Origin of the sequence: Acinetobacter sp. YH12151, from assembly GCF_013418355.1 — a bacterium.
GTDB classification, from domain to species: Bacteria; Pseudomonadota; Gammaproteobacteria; order Pseudomonadales; family Moraxellaceae; genus Acinetobacter; species Acinetobacter pseudolwoffii.
This window is the reverse complement of sequence record NZ_VPCG01000019.1, coordinates 22,602-42,583: the sequence shown is the minus strand read 5'-3', so window position 1 is coordinate 42,583 and position 19,982 is coordinate 22,602. Positions and strand designations below refer to the sequence as shown.

The following is a 19,982-nucleotide window of genomic DNA, read 5'->3' as shown; positions in this document are numbered from 1 at the left end:
TTCTCACCTCTTTGATAAAGAGGGGAGAAGTCCCCCTTTTTTAAAGGGGGATTTAGGGGGATTCTTGGGATTCCCAGTTTCAGTTAAAAAACAATATTTGTGACCCAGTCGAGAAGTGAAAATCTCCTCGACACACGGAGAAAAAAATTGAAAGACTTGCTCGATATCATGCGCAAAAAGACGGATTCAGACGGTCATGCTCCTGTAGAGTTTGACCGCATCCGTATTGGTCTTGCGTCACCAGAAATGATTAAGTCATGGTCTCACGGTGAAGTTAAAAAGCCAGAAACCATTAACTATCGTACGTTCAAACCTGAACGTGATGGTTTATTCTGTGCCAAAATCTTTGGTCCAGTAAAAGATTACGAATGCTTGTGTGGTAAATACAAGCGTATGAAATACAAAGGCGTCATTTGTGAAAAATGTGGCGTTGAAGTAACAACTGCGAAAGTTCGTCGTGAACGTATGGGTCACATCGAGCTAGCTTCTCCAGTTGCACACATCTGGTTCTTGAAATCATTGCCGAGCCGTATCGGTCTATTATTAGACATGACGCTACGTGATATCGAACGCGTATTGTATTTCGAATCTTATGTGGTTACCGATCCTGGTATGACACCATTTGAGAAATACCAGCTTCTGAACGATGAAGAATACTTCAATGCGTTGGAAGAACACGGTGATGAATTCACAGCGAAAATGGGTGCTGAAGCGGTTCAAGACTTGTTGAAAGACATCGATCTTGAAGCTGAAATTGCGCGTCTTCGTGAAGAAATTCCTGTGACAACTTCAGAAACCAAGCTGAAAAAAGCCTCTAAGCGTTTGAAGTTGATGGAAGCATTCAACGATTCGAACAACAAGCCAGAATGGATGGTGTTGACTGTACTTCCAGTTCTGCCACCAGACCTTCGTCCGTTGGTACCACTTGAAGGTGGTCGTTTCGCGACTTCTGACTTGAACGATCTTTACCGTCGTGTGATTAACCGTAACAACCGTTTGAAGCGTCTTCTTGACCTTGCAGCGCCAGACATCATCGTACGTAACGAAAAACGTATGTTGCAAGAGTCTGTCGATGCATTGTTAGACAACGGTCGTCGTGGTCGTGCAATTACCGGTTCAAACAAGCGTCCGCTTAAATCTTTGGCAGATATGATCAAAGGTAAGCAAGGTCGTTTCCGTCAGAACTTATTGGGTAAACGTGTCGATTACTCAGGGCGTTCGGTCATTACCGTTGGTCCAAACCTGCGTTTGCACCAATGTGGTCTTCCGAAGAAAATGGCACTTGAATTGTTCAAGCCATTCATTTTCGCGAAACTACAAGCATCTGGTCAAGCAACCACCATTAAAGCTGCGAAGAAAATGGTTGAGCGCGAGACGCCAGAAGTTTGGGACGTTCTTGCTCACGTGATCCGTCAACATCCAGTGATGTTGAACCGTGCGCCAACACTTCACCGTCTAGGTCTTCAAGCATTTGAACCGATCCTGATTGAAGGTAAGGCGATCCGTCTACACCCGCTCGTGTGTGCTGCGTTTAACGCCGACTTCGATGGTGACCAAATGGCGGTACACGTACCATTAACACTTGAAGCGCAGTTAGAAGCGCGTGCGTTAATGATGTCGACCAACAACATCTTGTCTCCAGCGAACGGTGAGCCAATCATCGTGCCGTCTCAGGACGTTGTCTTGGGCTTGTATTACATCACGCGTGATGCAATCAATGCCAAAGGTGAGGGCATGGTGTTCGCGGATACTCACGAAGTAAACCGTGCACTGGCAACAGGTCAGGTTGATCTACACGCTCGCGTTAAAGCACGTGTACACCAGACTGTCATCGATGAAGATGGCAACCGTGAACATCAAACCATTATTGTAGATACCACACCTGGTCGCTGCCTACTTTGGGAAGTTGTGCCTGAAGGTATGGATTTCCAGCAAATTAACGTTGAGATGACCAAGAAAAACATCTCTAAGTTAATTAACTCTTGCTACCGTAAATTGGGTCTGAAAGATACTGTTATCTTCGCTGACCAATTGATGTACCTAGGCTTCCGTCAGGCGACGCGTTCAGGTGTATCTGTCGGTATGGAAGACATGGTTATTCCACCGCAAAAACAAGTCATTATTGGTAAAGCGGAAGCTGAAGTTCGTGAAATCGAACAACAGTTCGAACAAGGTTTCGTAACTGCCGGCGAACGTTATAACAAAGTGGTCGATATTTGGGCGCGTACCAATGACCAGGTTGCTAAAGCGATGATGGACAACTTGTCTTTCACGACTGTTAAAAACAAACAGGGTGAAGACGAGAAGCAAAAATCATTCAACTCGATCTACATGATGTCTGACTCGGGTGCCCGTGGTTCGGCAGCTCAGATTCGTCAGTTGGCGGGTATGCGTGGTTTGATGGCGAAGCCGGATGGCTCGATCATTGAAACGCCTATTAAAGCGAACTTCCGTGAAGGTTTGACTGTACTACAGTACTTCATCTCGACACACGGTGCGCGTAAAGGTTTGGCCGATACAGCACTGAAAACTGCGAACTCTGGTTACTTGACGCGTCGTCTGGTAGACGTTGCGCAAGACTTGGTGATTACCGAGCCAGATTGTGGCACCTTCGACGGTCTAGTAATGACACCATTCATTCAAGGTGGCGATGTCATCGAGAACTTGGGTGCACGAGTATTGGGTCGTGTGGTTGCTGAAGATGTGAAACGTGTCGGTACAGACGAAGTTCTGCTTCCACGTAATACTTTAATTGACGAGAAACTGGCGACGTTTATCGAAAGCCAAGGTGTCGACGAAATTAAAGTACGTTCGGTTGTAAACTGTGCGTCTACTTTCGGTGTATGTGCGAAATGTTACGGCCGTGACTTGGCGCGTGGTCATCAGGTGAACCCGGGTGAGTCTGTTGGTGTCATGGCAGCTCAATCAATTGGTGAACCAGGTACACAGTTAACTATGCGTACCTTCCACGTGGGTGGTGCTGCAAGCCGAACGTCTGCTGCAAACAGCGTACAAGTTCGTAACCAGGGTACAGTGCGTTTCCACAACGTGAAAACAGTACAACATGCCAAAGGTCACTTGGTATCGACTTCACGTTCAGGTGAGATCGGTATTGCGGATGATTTAGGTCGTGAGCGCGAGCGCTATAAACTGCCTTACGGTGCATCTATCTTGCTAAAAGATGGCGAAGCTGTAGAAGCAGGCGGTATCGTGGCGACTTGGGATCCGCATACACATCCATTGGTAACAGAAGTTGCAGGTAAAGTGCGTTTCAGCCAGATCGCTGATGGCGTGACCGTGACTTCGAAAACTGATGATGCAACAGGTATGTCAACCATCGAAATCTTGCCAGTGACTTCACGTCCTGCGTCAGGTAAAGATTTGCGTCCTGCTGTAGTGTTAGACACAGTTGAAGGCACTGAACAGTTCTACTTCTTGCCACAAAACACCATTCTTTCTGTCCGTGATGGCGAAACGATTGGTGTCGGTGACGTTATTGGTCGTGTACCACAAGAATCTTCACGTACCCGTGATATTACCGGTGGTCTACCGCGTGTAGCTGACTTGTTCGAAGCACGTAAGCCGAAAGAGCATGCAATCCTTGCAGAAGTATCGGGTGTTGTGAGCTTCGGTAAAGAAACCAAAGGTAAGAACCGTCTGGTGATTACACCGGATGATGGCTCTGAGATTTACGAAGAGCTGATTCCGAAATGGCGTACCATTAACGTGTTCGAAGGCGAACATGTGAACCGTGGTGAAACCATTTCTGATGGCCCACAGAACCCGCATGACATTTTACGTCTGAAAGGTGAAGTGGCGTTGACCAACTACATCGTGAACGAAGTTCAGGACGTATACCGTCTGCAAGGTGTAAAAATCAACGACAAGCACATTGAAGTCATCGTACGTCAAATGCTGCGTAAAGTGGATATCACTGATGGTGGCGATACCAGCTTCATCAAAGGCGAACAAGTGGATTACATCCGTGTTGTACAAGAAAACCAAGCAGTTCTTGCACAAAACAAGTTCCCTGCGAAGTTTGAACGTCTGTTGATGGGTATTACCAAAGCGTCACTTTCGACTGACTCGTTCATCTCTGCTGCATCGTTCCAGGAAACCACACGTGTGTTAACTGAAGCGGCTGTAACAGGTAAAGAAGATGACTTACGCGGTCTGAAAGAAAACGTGGTTGTAGGTCGTCTGATCCCAGCGGGTACAGGTTTGGCTTACCATCTCGAGCGTCGTCGTCAAGAAGCAGAAGCTGCAGAATTTGAACTGCACAATGACTTCTCTGATGTTGATCAAGCTTTAAGTCAAGCATTTAACGAAGAATTCTAATTCAAGTTAAAGCTAAAAAAGAGACGCCTTCGGGCGTCTTTTTTGTCTTAAATACATAAAAATTAAAAGCTAATTAAAGGCTAAACAGCGGAATAATCCATTGATACTTACAAAACTCAGCAGGAATACCGAGAGAAGTAACACGCTCCATGTTTTAGTTTTATAAAATGAAGATAAGCTAAATTAAAGTATGAAAAGGAAGGCCAAAGTCATGAAAAAATTAATGGGTGTGATGGCAGTTGCAACTCTCTCCACCTTTATGCTGGCAGGTTGTGAAAGTATGTCTGCCAATGAGCAGCGTATCGGTGCTGCCGCTTTAGGTGGTGCAGTCGGTGGTGGTGTGGGTAATAGTGTCGGGGGTGGTCTTGGTTCTGCAGTCGGTGGTGGTGCAGGCGCAGCCGTAGGAAGTAAGTCCCAAGGTGGCTCAAACCGTAATGCAACCTATAGTGGTGTCGGCGGTGCTGTAGGCTCAGCTGTAGGTAAAAGCATATTCGGTGGGAATGCTGGTGCTGCGATTGGTGGTGCAATCGGTGGTGGCGCAGGTGCTGCGATCGAACAGGATAACCGCCGTCGTTAAGTCTGCACTGACTTTAAATCGATTCAGATCTAAAAGCGCCCATGTGGCGCTTTTACCTTATCCAGTTTTTTGAATTTTTCCTTTGCTTTGTTTGCGCCGGATATAAACCGTTTTTTGTACTTCGGCAATTCGAACGCCAGCCTCATCATAGATATTGAGCTGGTAATGGCGATATACCGGTGCATAGTCAGCAGCCAGGTCAATAATAGTACTGACTTCTTCAGCAGAGATGCGCACATCAGCAAAGACGGTGCCGCGACCCGGTGCTAAAAACTGGATACTCGCGCCCTTATCCCAGACGATATATTTCGGCCCTAAATGATGCATCAGTAAGAGCATATAAAATGGATCGACCATTGAATATAAGCTGCCACCAAAATGGACGCCGACAATATTCTGGTTTTTACGGGTCAGTGGCATTTTGACCCGAATGTGATAATGATTAAAATCAATTTTATCAATTTCGATGCCTGCACCACGATAGGGGGCATAGCGGTTCAGAATAAATTTTGAAACCAAAGGCAGTTTTTGAATTTTCTGGAATAGGCTCATGCTGACATTCTTTTTTCTTGTGTAGTTATGCATACTAGAGCAACAAAAATGCGCTGGCATTGATAAATTATTCCGATTTATAAACTATGCGGTCAATAACAACAACAGGATCAAAACATGGAAATGCAATGGGTCGATACCACGGATCAGCAGCGTCTTTGCGTTAAAACTTACGGACAGCCCACACGGCCGGCATTGGTACTGGTTCATGGCTACCCCGATCATCAAGCGGTTTGGGAGCCAGTCATTGCTTATTTGAGTCAGGATTATTTTGTTGTGAGCTACGATGTGCGCGGCGCAGGTGAGTCAAGTATTCCTCAAAAAATCTCGGATTACCGCTTGGCACGCTTAAGTCAGGATCTGGAAGAGGTAGTGAGCAAGGTATTGCCGAATCGTGGTTTTCATCTGGCAGCGCATGACTGGGGTTCAATTCAGTCTTGGGAATCTGTCACAGATTTAAGATTCAAAGGCCGAATTCTGTCTTATAGCACGCTGTCTGGCCCTTGTCTGGATCATGCTGCTTTCTGGATGCGCGAGCAGTTCAATCAAGACAAAGCAAAATTTTTAAAGCAAATGAGCAAGTCCTGGTATATCGCGGTATTTCAGTTGCCTTTACTAGCCCCCTTGGCCTGGAATTTTTTTAATCCGCAGCGCTGGGCCAAGATTGTCCGGCAATTAGAAAGACGGGACGATCTGCCGCTGAACCCGAAGATCGTCAAAGATGGCAAGTATGGGGTAAACCTGTATCGGGCCAATTTTTTACCGCGTTTGGCCCGACCACGGCAGCGCTTTGCCATCTGTCCGGTACAAGCGATTGTACTGAAATATGACCAGTTTGTCGGGCCTGATCTGGTCGATGAGATGGCAAAATGGGTCGATAATTTCTCTAAAGTGGAACTGGACGCCAATCACTGGGCAATTCTGAGCCAGCCAGAACAAGTGGCTCAATTAATTGATCACTTTATTCAGCGTCAATCTGCTGAAGTCGTCTAATCAGCCTCAGCACTGAACATGACTGCTGAAAGGAAAAGTGGCGGAATTTTTATCCGAATTTTCTGATAAAATAGCCGCTTTCTCTCTATTCCGATTCATTATGTTCGCAATTCTTGCTGCTATTGGAGTCATGTTCGGACTCTCATTGGCACGTGTACCTGTGGTTTTTGCCCTGGTCATTGGTGCTGTTACGGGTGGTTTACTGGCAGGTCTTGGCCTTCAGGGAACCTTGGACGCGTTTAACAATGGCTTGGGCGGCGGTGCCAAAATTGCCTTGGCTTACGGTATTTTAGGTGCATTTGCTTTGGCGTTGGCACGTTCAGGTTTGCCGGATTTGTTGGCGTATAAAATGATCAACACCTTAAAAGGTGAGGCTGATTTTAAAGCACAAAACCGGGTGAAATATCTGATCTTTTTTACAGTAGCCATTGCTGCGGTATTTTCCCAGAACGTGATTCCGGTACATATCGCCTTTATTCCAGTCCTGATTCCACCATTATTGACTGTATTTAACCATTTAAAGCTCGACCGTCGTTTGATTGCCTGTTTGCTGACCTTTGGTCTGGTAGGCACCTATATGCTGATTCCGGTCGGTTTTGGTGCCATCTTCCTGAATGACATTCTGGGTCATAACATCAATACTTTTGGTAAGCCATATGGATTTGAAATTAGCTATGACCAGATTCCATCTGCGATGGCAATTCCAGTATTCGGTATGTTTGTGGGCTTATTGGTGGCGATCTTTATTAGCTATCGCAAACCACGTCAATATCAAGATATTCATGTCCAGGAACAGCAAAGTATTTCCGCTGAATTGGGTGTGGCTGAGCAGGTTAAACCGCAGATTGCCAAATTTACCATCTGGATGGCCGGCCTTGCAGTTATTGCCACATTGGCGGTACAGCTTTATTCAGACTCGATGATTCTGGCCGGTCTGGTCGGTGTCGCAATCCTGAGTTGTGCCGGGATCTTTAAATGGAAAGAAGCGGATGATGTGATCATTACCGGTATGCGCATGATGGCGCTAGTTGGCTTTATCATGATTGCGGCACAAGGCTTTGCCGCGGTGATTGAAGCGACTAATCAGGTACCAACCTTGGTTGAAGCATCAGTAAACTGGATTGGTAATAGTCAGGCACTGGCCGCATTTCTGATGCTGTTGATTGGTTTGCTGATCACATTGGGCATTGGTTCGTCTTTCTCGACTATTCCCATTCTGGCGATTATTTATGTTCCGCTGTGTATCCAGTTTGGTTTCAGCCCGGCTGCGACCATTGCCATTATCGGGACTGCGGCGGCTTTAGGCGATGCCGGCTCTCCAGCGTCAGATTCAACTCTAGGCCCAACATCCGGTCTGAATATGGATGGTCAGCATGACCATATGAAGGATAGTGTGGTTCCAACCTTCATTCATTTTAATATCCCGCTGATGATTTTTGGCTGGATCGCGGCGATGGTGCTGTAATTTAATTATACGGACTTGAGTGAATATTAAATTCACTCAAGGGGTATTTTAAATGACTTTATAATATATATTTAAAATACATGTTTTAATGGTTTTAAATATAAAAATGAGTTTATTTCTTTAAATAACCTTATTTAAATCTGATTAGATTAGTTGGTATTAAAACCAACCAATTTAGTATATTTAAAATAAATAATATATGAAAACAATAACTTAAATAATATTTATAATTTAGTTTTATAATCTCTATTGCATGTTAAATCCCTCCACGTTTATCATTAAATTAATATTTAAATTCTTAATAAATAATCTTCCAGTGGGGTATTTTAAAATGTTAAAAAAAGTTGCTCTAATTGCATTAATGGGTCTTTCTGCATCGGCGATGGCTGGTCAATGGCAAGTGAAAGTAGGTGGTTCAGTTGTTGCACCGACAGAATCAACTTCAGTAGCAGATTTAGGCGGAATCAAAGTAGAAGCTGATAATGAGTTCGCATTTACACCATCGGTTGAGTATTTCTTTAATGATAATATTTCTGCTGAATTACTTCTTGCTACTCCAATTAGCCATGATGTGCAAGCTGCTGGGGTGAATGCGGTAAAAATTAAACATCTCCCACCAACAATTACCGCAAAATATCACTTTAAAAATGCAACTCGCTTTACCCCATATATTGGTGTAGGTGGTACAGCATTTATTGCTTGGGATGAAAAAACCACTGGTCCTTTAGAAGAAGCCGATGTGAAAGTGAAAGAAGATTTTGGCTTTGCAGGTCAGGTAGGCTTTAACTATCAGCCAGCAGATGCTAAAAACTGGGGTGTATTCTTTGATGCACGTTACGCACAGATCAGTCCAGAAGTACAAGTAGAAAATACTCCTGTAAAATTTGATCTTGATATTGACCCTATGGTTTATACACTCGGTTATAGCTACAAATTCTAATAAGCTTTCATATTTCTGGATTGATTTTCCAAAGGCCTCATTTCACATGAGGCTTTTTTTTTCAAAATAACAACGATTTATAACCTATTGAAATTGAGCAGATTGGCAATGTTCAAATATATTAAAACGAATAAAGTAAATATTAATTGAATACGACTTAATAATTGAATAATAAGGAAGATCAGCATGAGATTTTTAATGAAGAGTATTGTGATCTTCTGCGGCCTATTGGTCGCACCTGCCTATGCCGCAAGTTTTGATTGTCAGAAAGCTGAAACCGTGACCGAAAAAGCCATTTGTGAGCATCGCCTGCTCAATGATGCCGATGTCAAAATGAGTACCAGCTATCATATCTTACGCCGTATGGTGCCGATGGGGACACGTTCAGTCATTCAGCGCGATCAGGTCAAATGGCTGCAGTTTCGTGACCAGTGTCAGGAATCGGTCTCTTGCCTGAGCCAGGTCTATAATATGCGGCAACAGCAGCTGGACTTGCAGTTTCAGCGCATTTATAAGCTTGGGCCTTATTAAGTCTGGCAATCAGTCTTGCCAAGACCAAAACCCTGCCAGATCAAGCGCTCAAAAATATCTTGAGAAAAAATATACCCCTGACTATTGAAAATTGAGGAACTCACTCCATTCATATAGGCAACAGTATTGACCTGTATTTAAAATAAAAGGAGTGATTAATGAGAGAGTCTAACGCACAAAAACATAGTTTCCAGGCTGAAGTGGCTCAGTTACTACATCTCGTGACCCATTCGCTTTATTCAAACCCTGAAATTTTTCTGCGCGAACTGATTTCGAATGCCTCGGATGCTTGTGACAAATTGCGTTTTGAAGGGATCAATCATCCCGAATTTTATGAAAATGATCCGGATTTACGCGTTCGTGTCAGCCTTGATGCAGAGAATAAGACCATTACCATTTCAGATAACGGAATTGGTCTAAGCGAACAGGAAGCTATTGATAATTTAGGCACCATTGCCAAATCGGGCACCAAAGACTTTATGTCTAAACTGACCGGTGATCAAAAAGCCGATGCTCAATTGATTGGCCAGTTTGGTGTCGGTTTCTATTCTGGTTTTATTGTGGCTGACAAGATTACGGTAGAATCGCGTCGTGCCGGTACAGATGTCTCTGAAGGCGTACGCTGGATTAGTGGCGGAACCGGTGAGTTCGAAGTTGAGCAGATCACGAAACAAGGCCGTGGTACCGATATTATTCTGCATCTGCGTGACGATGCGCTGGATTATTTGCAAAGCTATAAAGTGAAGCAGATTATCAATAAATATTCAGACCACATCAGCCTGCCAATCCAGATGCAAAAAGAAGTCTGGCAGGAGGAAGAAGCGGCTGAAGGTGAAACATCGAAAGGTGGCCAGTATGTCAAGACTGATGAGTGGGAAGCGATTAACTCGGCCAGCGCACTCTGGACACGGAGCAAGTCTGAAATTACTGAAGAACAATATGTCGAGTTCTACAAAAACTTAAGCCATGATTTCACGGCGCCATTGGCCTGGGCGCATAACCGGGTGGAAGGCAGTACTGAATATACCCAGTTATTGTATATTCCAAGCAAAGCCCCACATGACATTTTCACCCGTGAATCAAAAGCCGGTATCAAGCTGTATGTGAAACGTGTCTTTATTATGGATGATGCGGATAATCTGATTCCGAATTACCTGCGCTTTGTACAAGGCGTGGTAGACAGTGCCGATTTACCACTGAACGTCAGCCGTGAGTTACTGCAAGAAAGCCGCGATGTGAAAACCATTCGTGACGGGAATGCCCGCCGTATCCTGACGATTCTGGATCATCTGGCCAAATCTGAAGATGAAAAAGATCAGGAAAAATTCAAGACTTTCCATCAGGAATTTGCTTCAGTCTTGAAAGAAGGCCTAGGCGAAGATTTTGCCAACCGTGAACGTATTTTGAAACTGCTGCGTTATGCAACCTCGAACAATGATGAAGTCAGCACTTCATTGGCAGACTATAAAGCACGCATGAAAGACGGTCAGAAAGCCATCTATTATGTGACTGCAGACAGCCTGAATGCTGCAAAGAATTCACCGCAGTTAGAACTGTTCAAGAAAAAAGGCATTGAAGTTCTGCTCATGACCGAACGCGTAGATGAATGGGCGATGAACTTTGTGAATGAGTTCGATGGCACGCCGTTGCAAAACGTGTCTAAGGGTGCAGTTGATTTGGGCGATCTTCAGGATGCTGAAGAGAAAAAAGCACTTGAGGAAGCCGCAGCCCAGTTTAAACCGGTGGTCGAGAAGCTGACGGATTCACTCAAAGACAAGACCAAAGAAGTACGTGTGACTACGCGTCTGGTCGATTCACCGGCCTGTCTGGTGACTGGAGAAGGGGAATTATCTCCACAATTAATCCGTATGCTGAAAGATGCAGGTCAGCCTGTACCGGATATGAAGCCGATTCTGGAAATCAATCCGGAACATCCTTTGGTGAAAAAACTGGATGGCTCAGCGCAGTTTGACGATCTGGCCAATGTGATCTTTGATCAAGCGGTGATTGCAGAAGGCGGATTACCAGAAAATCCTGCTGAGTATGTGAAGCGTATCAATAGCTTGTTGCTTGCTTAATACATGATGCTCTAAGCTAAAAAATCCCTCTACGGAGTAATGCCAGTCAGTTAAGGAATTGACTGGCATTTTCTTTTTCAAATTCATGATTATATCTGATAGATAGAAAAGTCATCCGCAACTGTTTGAGGCATGAGGTGTATTGCACCGTAAGATTTAAAAATGATTGTTTCTGCGACAAATTTACTAATCGATGGTGGCTGACGAGTTTTGCGGTGAGGAGTGTTGCTCCGCAAGATGCCTTCCTTGCGAAGCTTCGCTTCTCATTTGGGCGAAACCAAAGTAACAAATTATTTTTAAGTATTTGATTTATAAATTTAAGACTCCGTCGTGAACGACTAAAAAGTTAAAGAGTCTATTTCTAAACTCCTTAACTGATCAGCATTACCTCTACGGAGGGATTTTTTAGCTTTGCACCGCGCTTGAGTTTAAAACAATGCCTCTAAACGCACCAAAGCACCAACATAGTGATCACGATCTTCGCGATGATCATTCAGATAGTTGAGGTCGGTCTGGACAAAAAACCATTCACGTAAAAAAGGCTGTCTCCAGGACACATACGGTCCCCAGCGATTCAGACGCAGATCCTTGTCATTTAGATAACCGCCAGTATAAATACCATAGCTAAAACGGTTGTCCTGAAAAAACTGATGTTGCCTAAAGGTATAGTTGTCCCAGGTCAGATCATCATCTTGATCATCTGCATAGGTCAGACTGAGCTGATTGGAAAAAAATGCCTGATTGGGACGGGCATGGATCAGTTCCAGATTGGTACGCAAATAGTTTTCACTTTGAATCCCGTAGCGATAAATCTGTTCGGCATGAAAAAAGTAGTCATTTTCCAGTGTCCAATCTTTACTGGCTTTGACGCGCAGGTAAATATCATCTCCGGAGCGTAAACCCAGATCCAGATCGGTTTCAAAAGGAATCCGGTCTGACCATTCCGACCAGCGTAAGGCGAATGAGCTGTTATCCTGGCGTGCGCGCTTGGTATCGAGACGCTTATCTCCAGATGTTGCCGGATTTTCATTGGTAATCGCGACATTACTGTCTAATTCATTGTCCAGACTGTCATCACCGAAGACCAGACTCAGCTTTTGTTCTAAGGTGGGAAGTTTGATTCTGCCACGGATACGGGGCTTAATCTCATAGCCCTCATATTCATCCCAGCGATTATCCAAAATGACACGCAGTGTGGCGGCAGCCGGCTGATCCGGATCAGTTTCACCAAACCAGTTATCAATTTTATGCGCAGTACGATCTGCCCATTCTCGGATGCTTTTCTGTTTCTGATCGGCCCATGAATGATTTTCCGTTTCTAGCGTAGGCGGGACGATGGCGGTATTCGACTGCTCTGGAAGAATGGTTAGTGTTGCATCAATCAAACGCGGAATTTGATCCAGCAGTCCTGAACGTGCCGGCTCAACACTCTCCGAGTTTTTTTCCTGGTCTGAAGAAGCATCTTTTACTGAATTTGCCCAAGACATGCTACTGCTGATTCCCATGCCAAGAGAGAGCAGGAAGATCTGAGTAATTCGATTTATTTGCATGAGATATTTATTACTCTTGTATTCTTTTATTCAGCTGTAGTTTTCTTAAATATAGCGATAAAAAGCAAGTTAAAGCTACAAAATAACAGCAATTATTCAATGATTTGAGTCTGAATTGCCTGATAAAGCTCCATGACCTGAATGGGTTGCGACATCATTAAAATAATCGTGTGAATTTTTTGCCAGTTTAGCTGTTGATCACGTTGCAGCAAGATAGATGGATAGGCCAGTTCATCCTCTGCGAGAGACAGGCGTTTTTCACCATGAATCACGCGTATTCGCTGATGTTCTTGCAATAAGAGTATCGGTGTAGAGAAATCCGCAAGGGCTTCCTCAAATGAGATAAATTTTTGTTTCTGAATCGAATCTGCCGGAATATAAGGATAATAATCGGGTTGTGTCCAGACTATTTCTGCTTGTTGCAAATAGGCTTTTGACAACAGATGCAATTGCGTGAAACCTGTACTTAATTGAGGCCACGACAGCGATTTAATCGCAGCAGCCTGATACTGATGCTGACTCAACCAATGCTCAATACAATAGTGCGCCTGTAATTGACTTGATGCACCCAAAAGCATCAGATATTTAATAAACTGGCCTTGCAGATTCAGCTGCTCCACCAAATAAACTTGGCGTGCCTGCCAGTGATCTTCTGCGGCATAATACAGCACAATATCCAGATAGGCTGGATGCCCGACATCAGGTTCCAATTCTAAAGCACAAAGCCGCTGGAGATTGGTATCTTCCGGAGTCAAAGGCTGAACCTGTGCAATCACGTCTCCCAGTTGAATCTCAGCGGGAAAATCGATCACTTCTGGGACAATAATTTTTTCCTGCACAATCGCAGTTTTAGTGGGTAATGGATGATCTAGATACTCAGACGTGGCCTGTATCTGAATGTGTGGTTCATCTGAATGATTTAAGCTTAATGGGTTGATTTTTGCTTTTTGTCGGCCACGATGATATCGAGTCGTGGCCGCCGCTTTTAAGCTGGCTTCTGCTTCATTCAGGGATAAGGCCGGTACAGTCAATGGAGGAGCCGCTTGCAGACCGGTTGTCAATTGTTGCTGTGACAGCCAGATAGAACATTGTTGTAACTCATTCCATTCACTGTTTAGTGCAGGATGCTTCGGTGCCGGAATTAGCCAGACCTGCCAGCCACGCTCAGGATGATGTAGAATTGCCCAGCCTATATCTGGCTGGGTATACAGTGCCTTTTCCAGAGCTGGAATTTCAGTGAAATAACCACAAAAACTTAGATGATAGGGGGTACTGGCGGAAAATTGATAGGCAGCAAGTTCAGGCTGGGTCTGGGCTTTAAACGCTAAAATCTGATTTTTAAAAATAGGTTCATCACAAAGATTAAAGATATCACGAATTCTTTTTTTGAAACGGGCCACGTCGTACAGAGGTAGAGCCTGATGCTCCAGTTGCTGGATCAATTCATGTAATTCCTTGACTAAGTGTGCTTTTTTTAAAGCGTTCATTTTATATCTCTAGATATGTTTTAGCGCTTTATCCAAAGTTTGGGCCAGCACCATATTCAGCGCCAACTCGATTAATTTGTATTCAGCAGAATGAGGATCTGTATGGCGTTCTGCCATTTCAATCAGAAAATCAATAGAAATGGACTGAGGTGAAATTTTGCCCTGCACCAATGCCTGAAGTCTGTTCATAACAATGCTTTTGTATTATCAGTATTTTTATATTGCTACAATTATATGCGTAGATCACATGAAATAGTGATTTATTTTAACTGTTTTATATTTATAATCTATTAAATTTAATGACAAAAAAGCGATCAATATCAATGGAAAATAGCAAAATATGAAATGATCGATAATTTTTAAAATACTGATTTTCTTCAGAGAGCAGCTAAATTAAATCGATATAAAAAAACAGGCTGAATCAATCAGCCTGTTTGCATAAAAACTTGTTGGGTATTAAGCAGTTTTTTCAGTTGCCGGCGTTGCAGTTTCTGTATTTACAGTTTCAGCAGGTGCTTTGCTTGCCGGAAAGTCTGGCAGATAAACCACTTGTGCCATTTGCGCTGATGCTTGAACAGAAAAAGCCATAACAGTTGCTGCGAAAGCAAATTTAAGAGCATTCATGGGACGACCTTTAATATCAGGGTGTTCAATAACTTGAACAGAGGGGAGAGTATTTAAACTTGATTCGGGTGAAATCATAGCAAATAAGGCTGAATAGAAAATGATAGATTCGGCAAAAGCAGCACCTAAAAATTAGAAAAATTATTCTACAAAACAATATATTAGTGTATTTGCTCTAGTCTGGGTTTCGGCTGTTTACGGGGCTTTTATGGTTGTTAGTCACGATGGAAATTTGAATATCATGAACTGCCAAAATAAGGTCAACAGATTTTCATCTGCTCAGATGAAAGCTTTGTTCAATCCATGTAAGTTTTTGCTGTCGCTTGTTTACGCGCTGCTGCAATCCTGTGGGAATGAACTAAGATGGATTTTCATTCATGTTTACAATGAGAGTTTCATTATGGCAATTGCAAAAGTGGTGGAAGTTAATTCAAGCAGTACGAAAAGCTTTGAAGATGCGATTCAAACCGGTATTCAAAAAGTCACAGAAACCATCAAAAATGTACAAGGTGCCTGGATCAATGAACAGAAGGTGGTCATCAAAGAAAATAAAATCACGGAATATCGTGTAAATTTAAAAATTAGTTTTCTGGTCGACTAAGTCAATGAGTGTAAATGACAGGCAAAAAACATCCCCATCTGAAATGGGGATGTTTTTATAAATTTTCTGAGTTCGATTGCCTAGGCGTATTGCAACTCTCTGTTGAGTATTATTCAGCCGGATTTTCTGCTGCAGTCTCCAGCGCTTTCTCAAAAACCTGCAAGAACACGTCTTTAGGCTGCGCGCCTGCCAAGGCCACACGTTGATCAAAAACAAAGAAAGGTACACCAGTCACTTTGAGCTGATCCTGTGCTACTTCCTGATCAAATTTGACAAAATCAGAAAATTCATCAGAGTCCAGTAAGTCATCGACCTCGACCGGATTCAGGCCAATACGTGCTGCGCATCTTCCAGTGTTTCACGCTCTCCAATGGCCAAGCCTTGCGTCATATAGCTATAGAAGAAAGCTTCCTGTGCATCATTACCCAAACCTTTGCTTTGCGCCAGATGAATAATACGATGCGCATTGAAAGTATTGCCTGAGTTGGCACCTTCCCAGTTAAATTCAATGCCTTCAGCTTTGGCCATCTCGGCAATATTACGCTGCATTTCTTCGACTTCAGCTACGCTACGACCATATTTTTGTGCCAGACGCTCAGAATTGGACACTTCCTGGCGCACTGGTGCTTCAGGGTCGAGCTGGTAACTGTGCCAATGCACTTCAAGTTCAATGCCTGCTTCTTGTGCAGCTGCTTCTAAACGTTTTTTACCAATATAGCAGAAGGGGCAAACCACATCTGACCAGATATCTACGCGCATGTCATGTCTCTAATTTACTCTTGTGTTTAAGTATGAGGGTGAAGAATCAGAATTTAAAGTCCTTGAGCATCAGAAGGGGATTTCTACAGCATATTGGCAGCATGAAGATTGGACGAGAATATGAATGATAGCCTGATGATTTTGTCCAGAGAGTTTACTTATGGCTATTCAACAAAGATAAAAATCCCATAAAAAAACGCCCCGTAGGGCGTTTTTCGAATGCAGACGATTATGCAGTTTTTACTGCAGCTTCTACAGCAAGCATGTGACCATTTTCTTCGAAGTTAGTGTGCCAAGACAGCGCTTCACGAAGAATGTGAGGCGTGTGGCCGCCTTTTGCACATGCACGGTCAAAGTAATCGTTCAGGGCATCGCGGTACATTGGGTGTGCACAGTGATCAATCACGGCACGAGCACGCTCACGCGGCGCCAAACCACGAAGATCCGCCAGACCTTGTTCAGTTACCAGGATATCTACATCGTGTTCTGCATGGTCGATATGTGAAGCAAACGGTACCACAGAAGAGATGTCGCCACCTTTCGCGATTGATTTGGTGACGAAGATCGCCAGGTGCGCATTACGTGCGAAGTCACCTGAACCACCAATACCGTTCATCATTTTGGTACCGCAGACGTGAGTCGAGTTCACGTTACCGTAAATATCAAACTCAAGTGCCGTGTTGATACCGATAATACCTAAACGACGTACCAGTTCAGGATGGTTCGAAATTTCCTGTGGACGTAATACCAGTTTGTCTTTGTATTGTTCCAGGTTGTTAAATACTTTCTCGCCATATTTAGCAGACAGGGTAATCGAAGAACCTGAAGCAAACTTCATTTTGCCTGCATCAATCAATTCAAAGGTACAGTCTTGTAGTACTTCTGAGTACATGATCAAGTCTTCGAAGTTCGAATCTTTCAGACCGGTCAATACTGCGTTGGCAATTGAGCCAATCCCCGCCTGTAATGGACCTAAGTTTTTCGGTAGACGCTCTTCAGCCACTTCTTTTTCAAAGAAAGCGATCAAATGATTGGCGATGCTTTGCGTCTCATCATCTGGTGCAGTCACTGTAGATGGTGAGTCGTGCAAGTCATTGTTGAATACGATACCGACAATTTTTGCTGGATCAATATTGATCGCATGTGTCCCGATACGCTCATCCACTTGAGTCAAAGGAATCGCTTGACGCGTTGGACGGTATGACGGGATATAGATATCGTGTAAGCCTTCAAATGCCGGGCTTAAGTTGGTATTGATTTCTACAATTACTTTTTCAGCAAAGATTGCAAAGCTTGCAGAGTTACCTACAGATGTGGTTGGAATGATGCCGCCATCTTCAGTGATTGCAACCGCTTCAATGATCGCAACATCTGGTTTTTTCAGCTGTTGGTTACGCATTTGTTCAACAGTTTCAGACAAATGCTGGTCGATGAACATCACTTCGCCGTTGTTGATCGCCTTACGTAAAGTGTTGTCGACCTGGAACGGTAAACGACGTGCCAGTACGCCAGCTTCAGTCAGTTGTTTGTCTAGATCGTTTCCTAGTGATGCACCAGTAATTAACGTGATCTTTAATGGATTTGCTTTTGCTTGTTGAACTAAAGCTAAAGGAACCGCCTTCGCTTCACCCGCGCGAGTAAAGCCACTCATACCCACAGTCATGCCATCTTTGATGAATTCAGCCGCTTGTTCTGGACTGATGACTTTGTTGTGTAGGGAGGCTAAACGGATACGATCTAAAGACATTTTAACTCTCATTAATTCTTAAACTATGAGACGGATTGTACCGCTCAAAAAATGTATTGTGCATAGGTGTTAGGCTAAGGTCTAATTTTTTAGCTAAATGTAGGTATAATAAAAAATGATGATTTTTAAGTGATTGAATTAATGAAATATAAAATGAATTGTATAGAAAAACTACAAAATCATTTGCTCACTGACTGATCGTTTCTTAAAAGCGATCAGTCAGTGTTTGGCGGATTTTATCAAGTGTGGTGGCTGGGGGAGGCGTCTCTGGGTTAAGCTGATTCAAGGGGAGTGAGATGATGGCTTCAAGTCCGCCTTCAGGGCGATTATGAATGCGTAATTGACCTTGGTGAATATCGACAATCCGTTTCACAATGGCCAGTCCCAAGCCACTGCCTTGGACGGTTCGTGCTGAATTTCCCCGTACAAAAGGCTGCATCAGCGCTTCAATCTGGTCTTCCGGAATGCCTTCGCCATGATCTGCAACACAAATTAACAGCTGGTTTTCCTCGACATGTGCAGAGATTTCAATCGGTTCTGAACCATAGCGTTTTGAGTTATTGATCAGGTTGCCAATCAGTCTTTTTAGCGACATGCTGCGCGCCTGAATCAACGGTATTTCTTGCGGACTGAAACGGATATCGAGCGGTTTAAACTGCTTGACCAGTTCCTGAAGCAATACATTGACATTGGTGTCCTGTGGTTCTTCATCGGAACCATCGCGCATATAGGAAATGAACTGATCCAGAATCGCGTCCATATCTTCCACATCATAAATCAGACCTTCTTTGAGAAAGTCTTCATCGGGCATCATTTCGGCACTGAGACGAATCCGCGTTAAAGGCGTGCGCAAGTCATGTGAAATACCGGCCAGCATGATGCGGCGTTCCCGCTCGGTCTGGTCCAAGGTATAAATCATCTGGTTAAAGGCATGATTGACCTGACGGATTTCCAGTGGGCCATGATTGGTGTCCAGATAAGGTGCTGAACCAATGCGGCTATAACTGTTGGCGGCATTCTGCAAGCGGCGTAAAGGACGGTTGAGCTGACGCACCAAGGTCAGGATAATAATACCGACAATAATCGGCGTGCCCAGTAACCAGCCCAGAATCAGCTCATTACTGTAATTGGCATAGGTCTTTAAAGGCTCTTGCACCCAGTGACCATTCATTTCAGGGGTCTGAATCCAGATGCGCGGGCTTGGTTTAAACTGGAAATAGACTGTGGCTTCTTCAATACGTAGTTCTTTGGCCAGCTTGGTTTCGATCTGCCGGGTAAAAAATTCTGCAATCACTTTTTCCCGGACAGTGGGATACTCTGCCGGATTGGTCACATATTCAATACCAACGCGGTTTTTTAACCAGGTATCAATATCGACTTCCTGCTGTTTATGATACAGGCGTAGATCGGGATTATTGAGAATTTCCAGTTCCATGGCCAGATAGCGCGCATGTTGCTGGATTTCAGGTAAAAATAAGGTACGCCAGAAGAACCACAAAGACATGAACAGGCTGAAACAGACCACAAAGACCACCAGAACTGTGGTACGCATGGCGGCAGAACGCGGTTTGATCTTGTCCAGAAAGCGTTCCCCACGGGTGCGTTTTTTTTCTGAGTAGGTAACAAAATCGGTAAATTTTTGTGGGTCGATGGGGTCGAGTTTCACACTGCGTCCTTTTACTCAAAAGGGGAGGCTTCCCCCGTAGTTGGATACACGTTAAGGTCATCCGCAACTGTTTG

15 protein-coding genes and 1 pseudogene are annotated in these 19,982 nt (G+C 43.9%); 8 read left to right on the top strand and 8 right to left on the bottom strand.

Features of this window, described 5'->3' with window-relative positions; all coding sequences use genetic code 11:
* Positions 1–147 precede the first annotated feature (147 nt).
* Entirely contained in the window at positions 148–4,338 is a 4,191-nt protein-coding gene (gene rpoC, locus FTU82_RS08840; RefSeq protein WP_005173031.1) for a DNA-directed RNA polymerase subunit beta', read from the top strand.
* A gap of 211 nt (positions 4,339–4,549) precedes the next feature.
* Entirely contained in the window at positions 4,550–4,915 is a 366-nt protein-coding gene (locus tag FTU82_RS08835) for a hypothetical protein (RefSeq protein ID WP_005095281.1), read from the top strand.
* 57 nt (positions 4,916–4,972) lie between these two features.
* Here the strand turns inward: FTU82_RS08835 and FTU82_RS08830 are convergent, their stop codons facing one another.
* Positions 4,973–5,467, bottom strand: coding sequence for a DUF4442 domain-containing protein (locus FTU82_RS08830; protein ID WP_205668332.1), 495 nt, complete (start codon positions 5,465–5,467; stop codon positions 4,973–4,975).
* Positions 5,468–5,584: 117 nt separating this feature from the next.
* Between FTU82_RS08830 and FTU82_RS08825 the strand changes: the two genes are divergently transcribed.
* From FTU82_RS08825 to htpG, 5 genes are all read left to right on the top strand, one after another.
* Positions 5,585–6,460 (top strand): alpha/beta fold hydrolase, encoded by an 876-nt coding sequence (locus tag FTU82_RS08825; protein WP_100355509.1) that lies wholly within the window; start codon positions 5,585–5,587, stop codon positions 6,458–6,460.
* A 100-nt stretch (positions 6,461–6,560) separates the two neighbouring features.
* Entirely contained in the window at positions 6,561–7,925 is a 1,365-nt protein-coding gene (locus tag FTU82_RS08820) for a Na+/H+ antiporter family protein (RefSeq protein ID WP_005173021.1), read from the top strand.
* 331 nt (positions 7,926–8,256) lie between these two features.
* Positions 8,257–8,865 carry an OmpW family protein gene (locus FTU82_RS08815; protein ID WP_180101267.1) on the top strand — a complete coding sequence of 203 codons (609 nt, stop codon included), beginning with the start codon at positions 8,257–8,259 and terminating at the stop codon, positions 8,863–8,865.
* Between the two features lie 186 nt (positions 8,866–9,051).
* Complete coding sequence (locus tag FTU82_RS08810) at positions 9,052–9,396, top strand: lysozyme inhibitor LprI family protein (RefSeq protein WP_100355507.1); 345 nt, start codon at positions 9,052–9,054, stop codon at positions 9,394–9,396.
* Positions 9,397–9,554: 158 nt separating this feature from the next.
* The gene (gene htpG / locus FTU82_RS08805) at positions 9,555–11,474 is read left to right on the top strand and encodes a molecular chaperone HtpG (RefSeq protein WP_180101266.1); all 1,920 of its coding nucleotides are present in this window, start codon (positions 9,555–9,557) and stop codon (positions 11,472–11,474) included.
* 428 nt (positions 11,475–11,902) lie between these two features.
* Here the strand turns inward: htpG and FTU82_RS08800 are convergent, their stop codons facing one another.
* From FTU82_RS08800 to FTU82_RS08785, 4 genes are all read right to left on the bottom strand, one after another.
* Positions 11,903–13,024: a hypothetical protein gene (locus tag FTU82_RS08800; protein WP_180101265.1), complete on the bottom strand. Its 1,122-nt coding sequence runs from the start codon at positions 13,022–13,024 to the stop codon at positions 11,903–11,905.
* A 92-nt stretch (positions 13,025–13,116) separates the two neighbouring features.
* Positions 13,117–14,511 (bottom strand): hypothetical protein, encoded by a 1,395-nt coding sequence (locus FTU82_RS08795; protein WP_180101264.1) that lies wholly within the window; start codon positions 14,509–14,511, stop codon positions 13,117–13,119.
* 9 nt (positions 14,512–14,520) lie between these two features.
* Positions 14,521–14,700: a hypothetical protein gene (locus tag FTU82_RS08790; protein WP_005095300.1), complete on the bottom strand. Its 180-nt coding sequence runs from the start codon at positions 14,698–14,700 to the stop codon at positions 14,521–14,523.
* Positions 14,701–14,967: 267 nt separating this feature from the next.
* The gene (locus FTU82_RS08785) at positions 14,968–15,135 is read right to left on the bottom strand and encodes a hypothetical protein (RefSeq protein ID WP_171063334.1); all 168 of its coding nucleotides are present in this window, start codon (positions 15,133–15,135) and stop codon (positions 14,968–14,970) included.
* A gap of 400 nt (positions 15,136–15,535) precedes the next feature.
* On the opposite strand from FTU82_RS08785, the gene FTU82_RS08780 reads away from it, so the two are divergent.
* Complete coding sequence (locus FTU82_RS08780; RefSeq protein WP_005095303.1) at positions 15,536–15,736, top strand: dodecin family protein; 201 nt, start codon at positions 15,536–15,538, stop codon at positions 15,734–15,736.
* 109 nt (positions 15,737–15,845) lie between these two features.
* Here FTU82_RS08780 and FTU82_RS08775 read toward each other — a convergent pair.
* The 3 genes and pseudogenes from FTU82_RS08775 to FTU82_RS08765 all read right to left on the bottom strand — a co-directional run bounded on the left by FTU82_RS08775 (position 15,846) and on the right by FTU82_RS08765 (position 19,908).
* Positions 15,846–16,495 (bottom strand): annotated as a pseudogene (locus tag FTU82_RS08775) (DsbA family oxidoreductase).
* Positions 16,496–16,724: 229 nt separating this feature from the next.
* A complete protein-coding gene (locus tag FTU82_RS08770; protein WP_180101263.1) occupies positions 16,725–18,242 on the bottom strand; it encodes an acetyl-CoA hydrolase/transferase family protein in 1,518 nt (505 codons plus the stop codon).
* 205 nt (positions 18,243–18,447) lie between these two features.
* Positions 18,448–19,908, bottom strand: coding sequence for an ATP-binding protein (locus FTU82_RS08765; RefSeq protein ID WP_100329320.1), 1,461 nt, complete (start codon positions 19,906–19,908; stop codon positions 18,448–18,450).
* Positions 19,909–19,982: the final 74 nt, after the last annotated feature.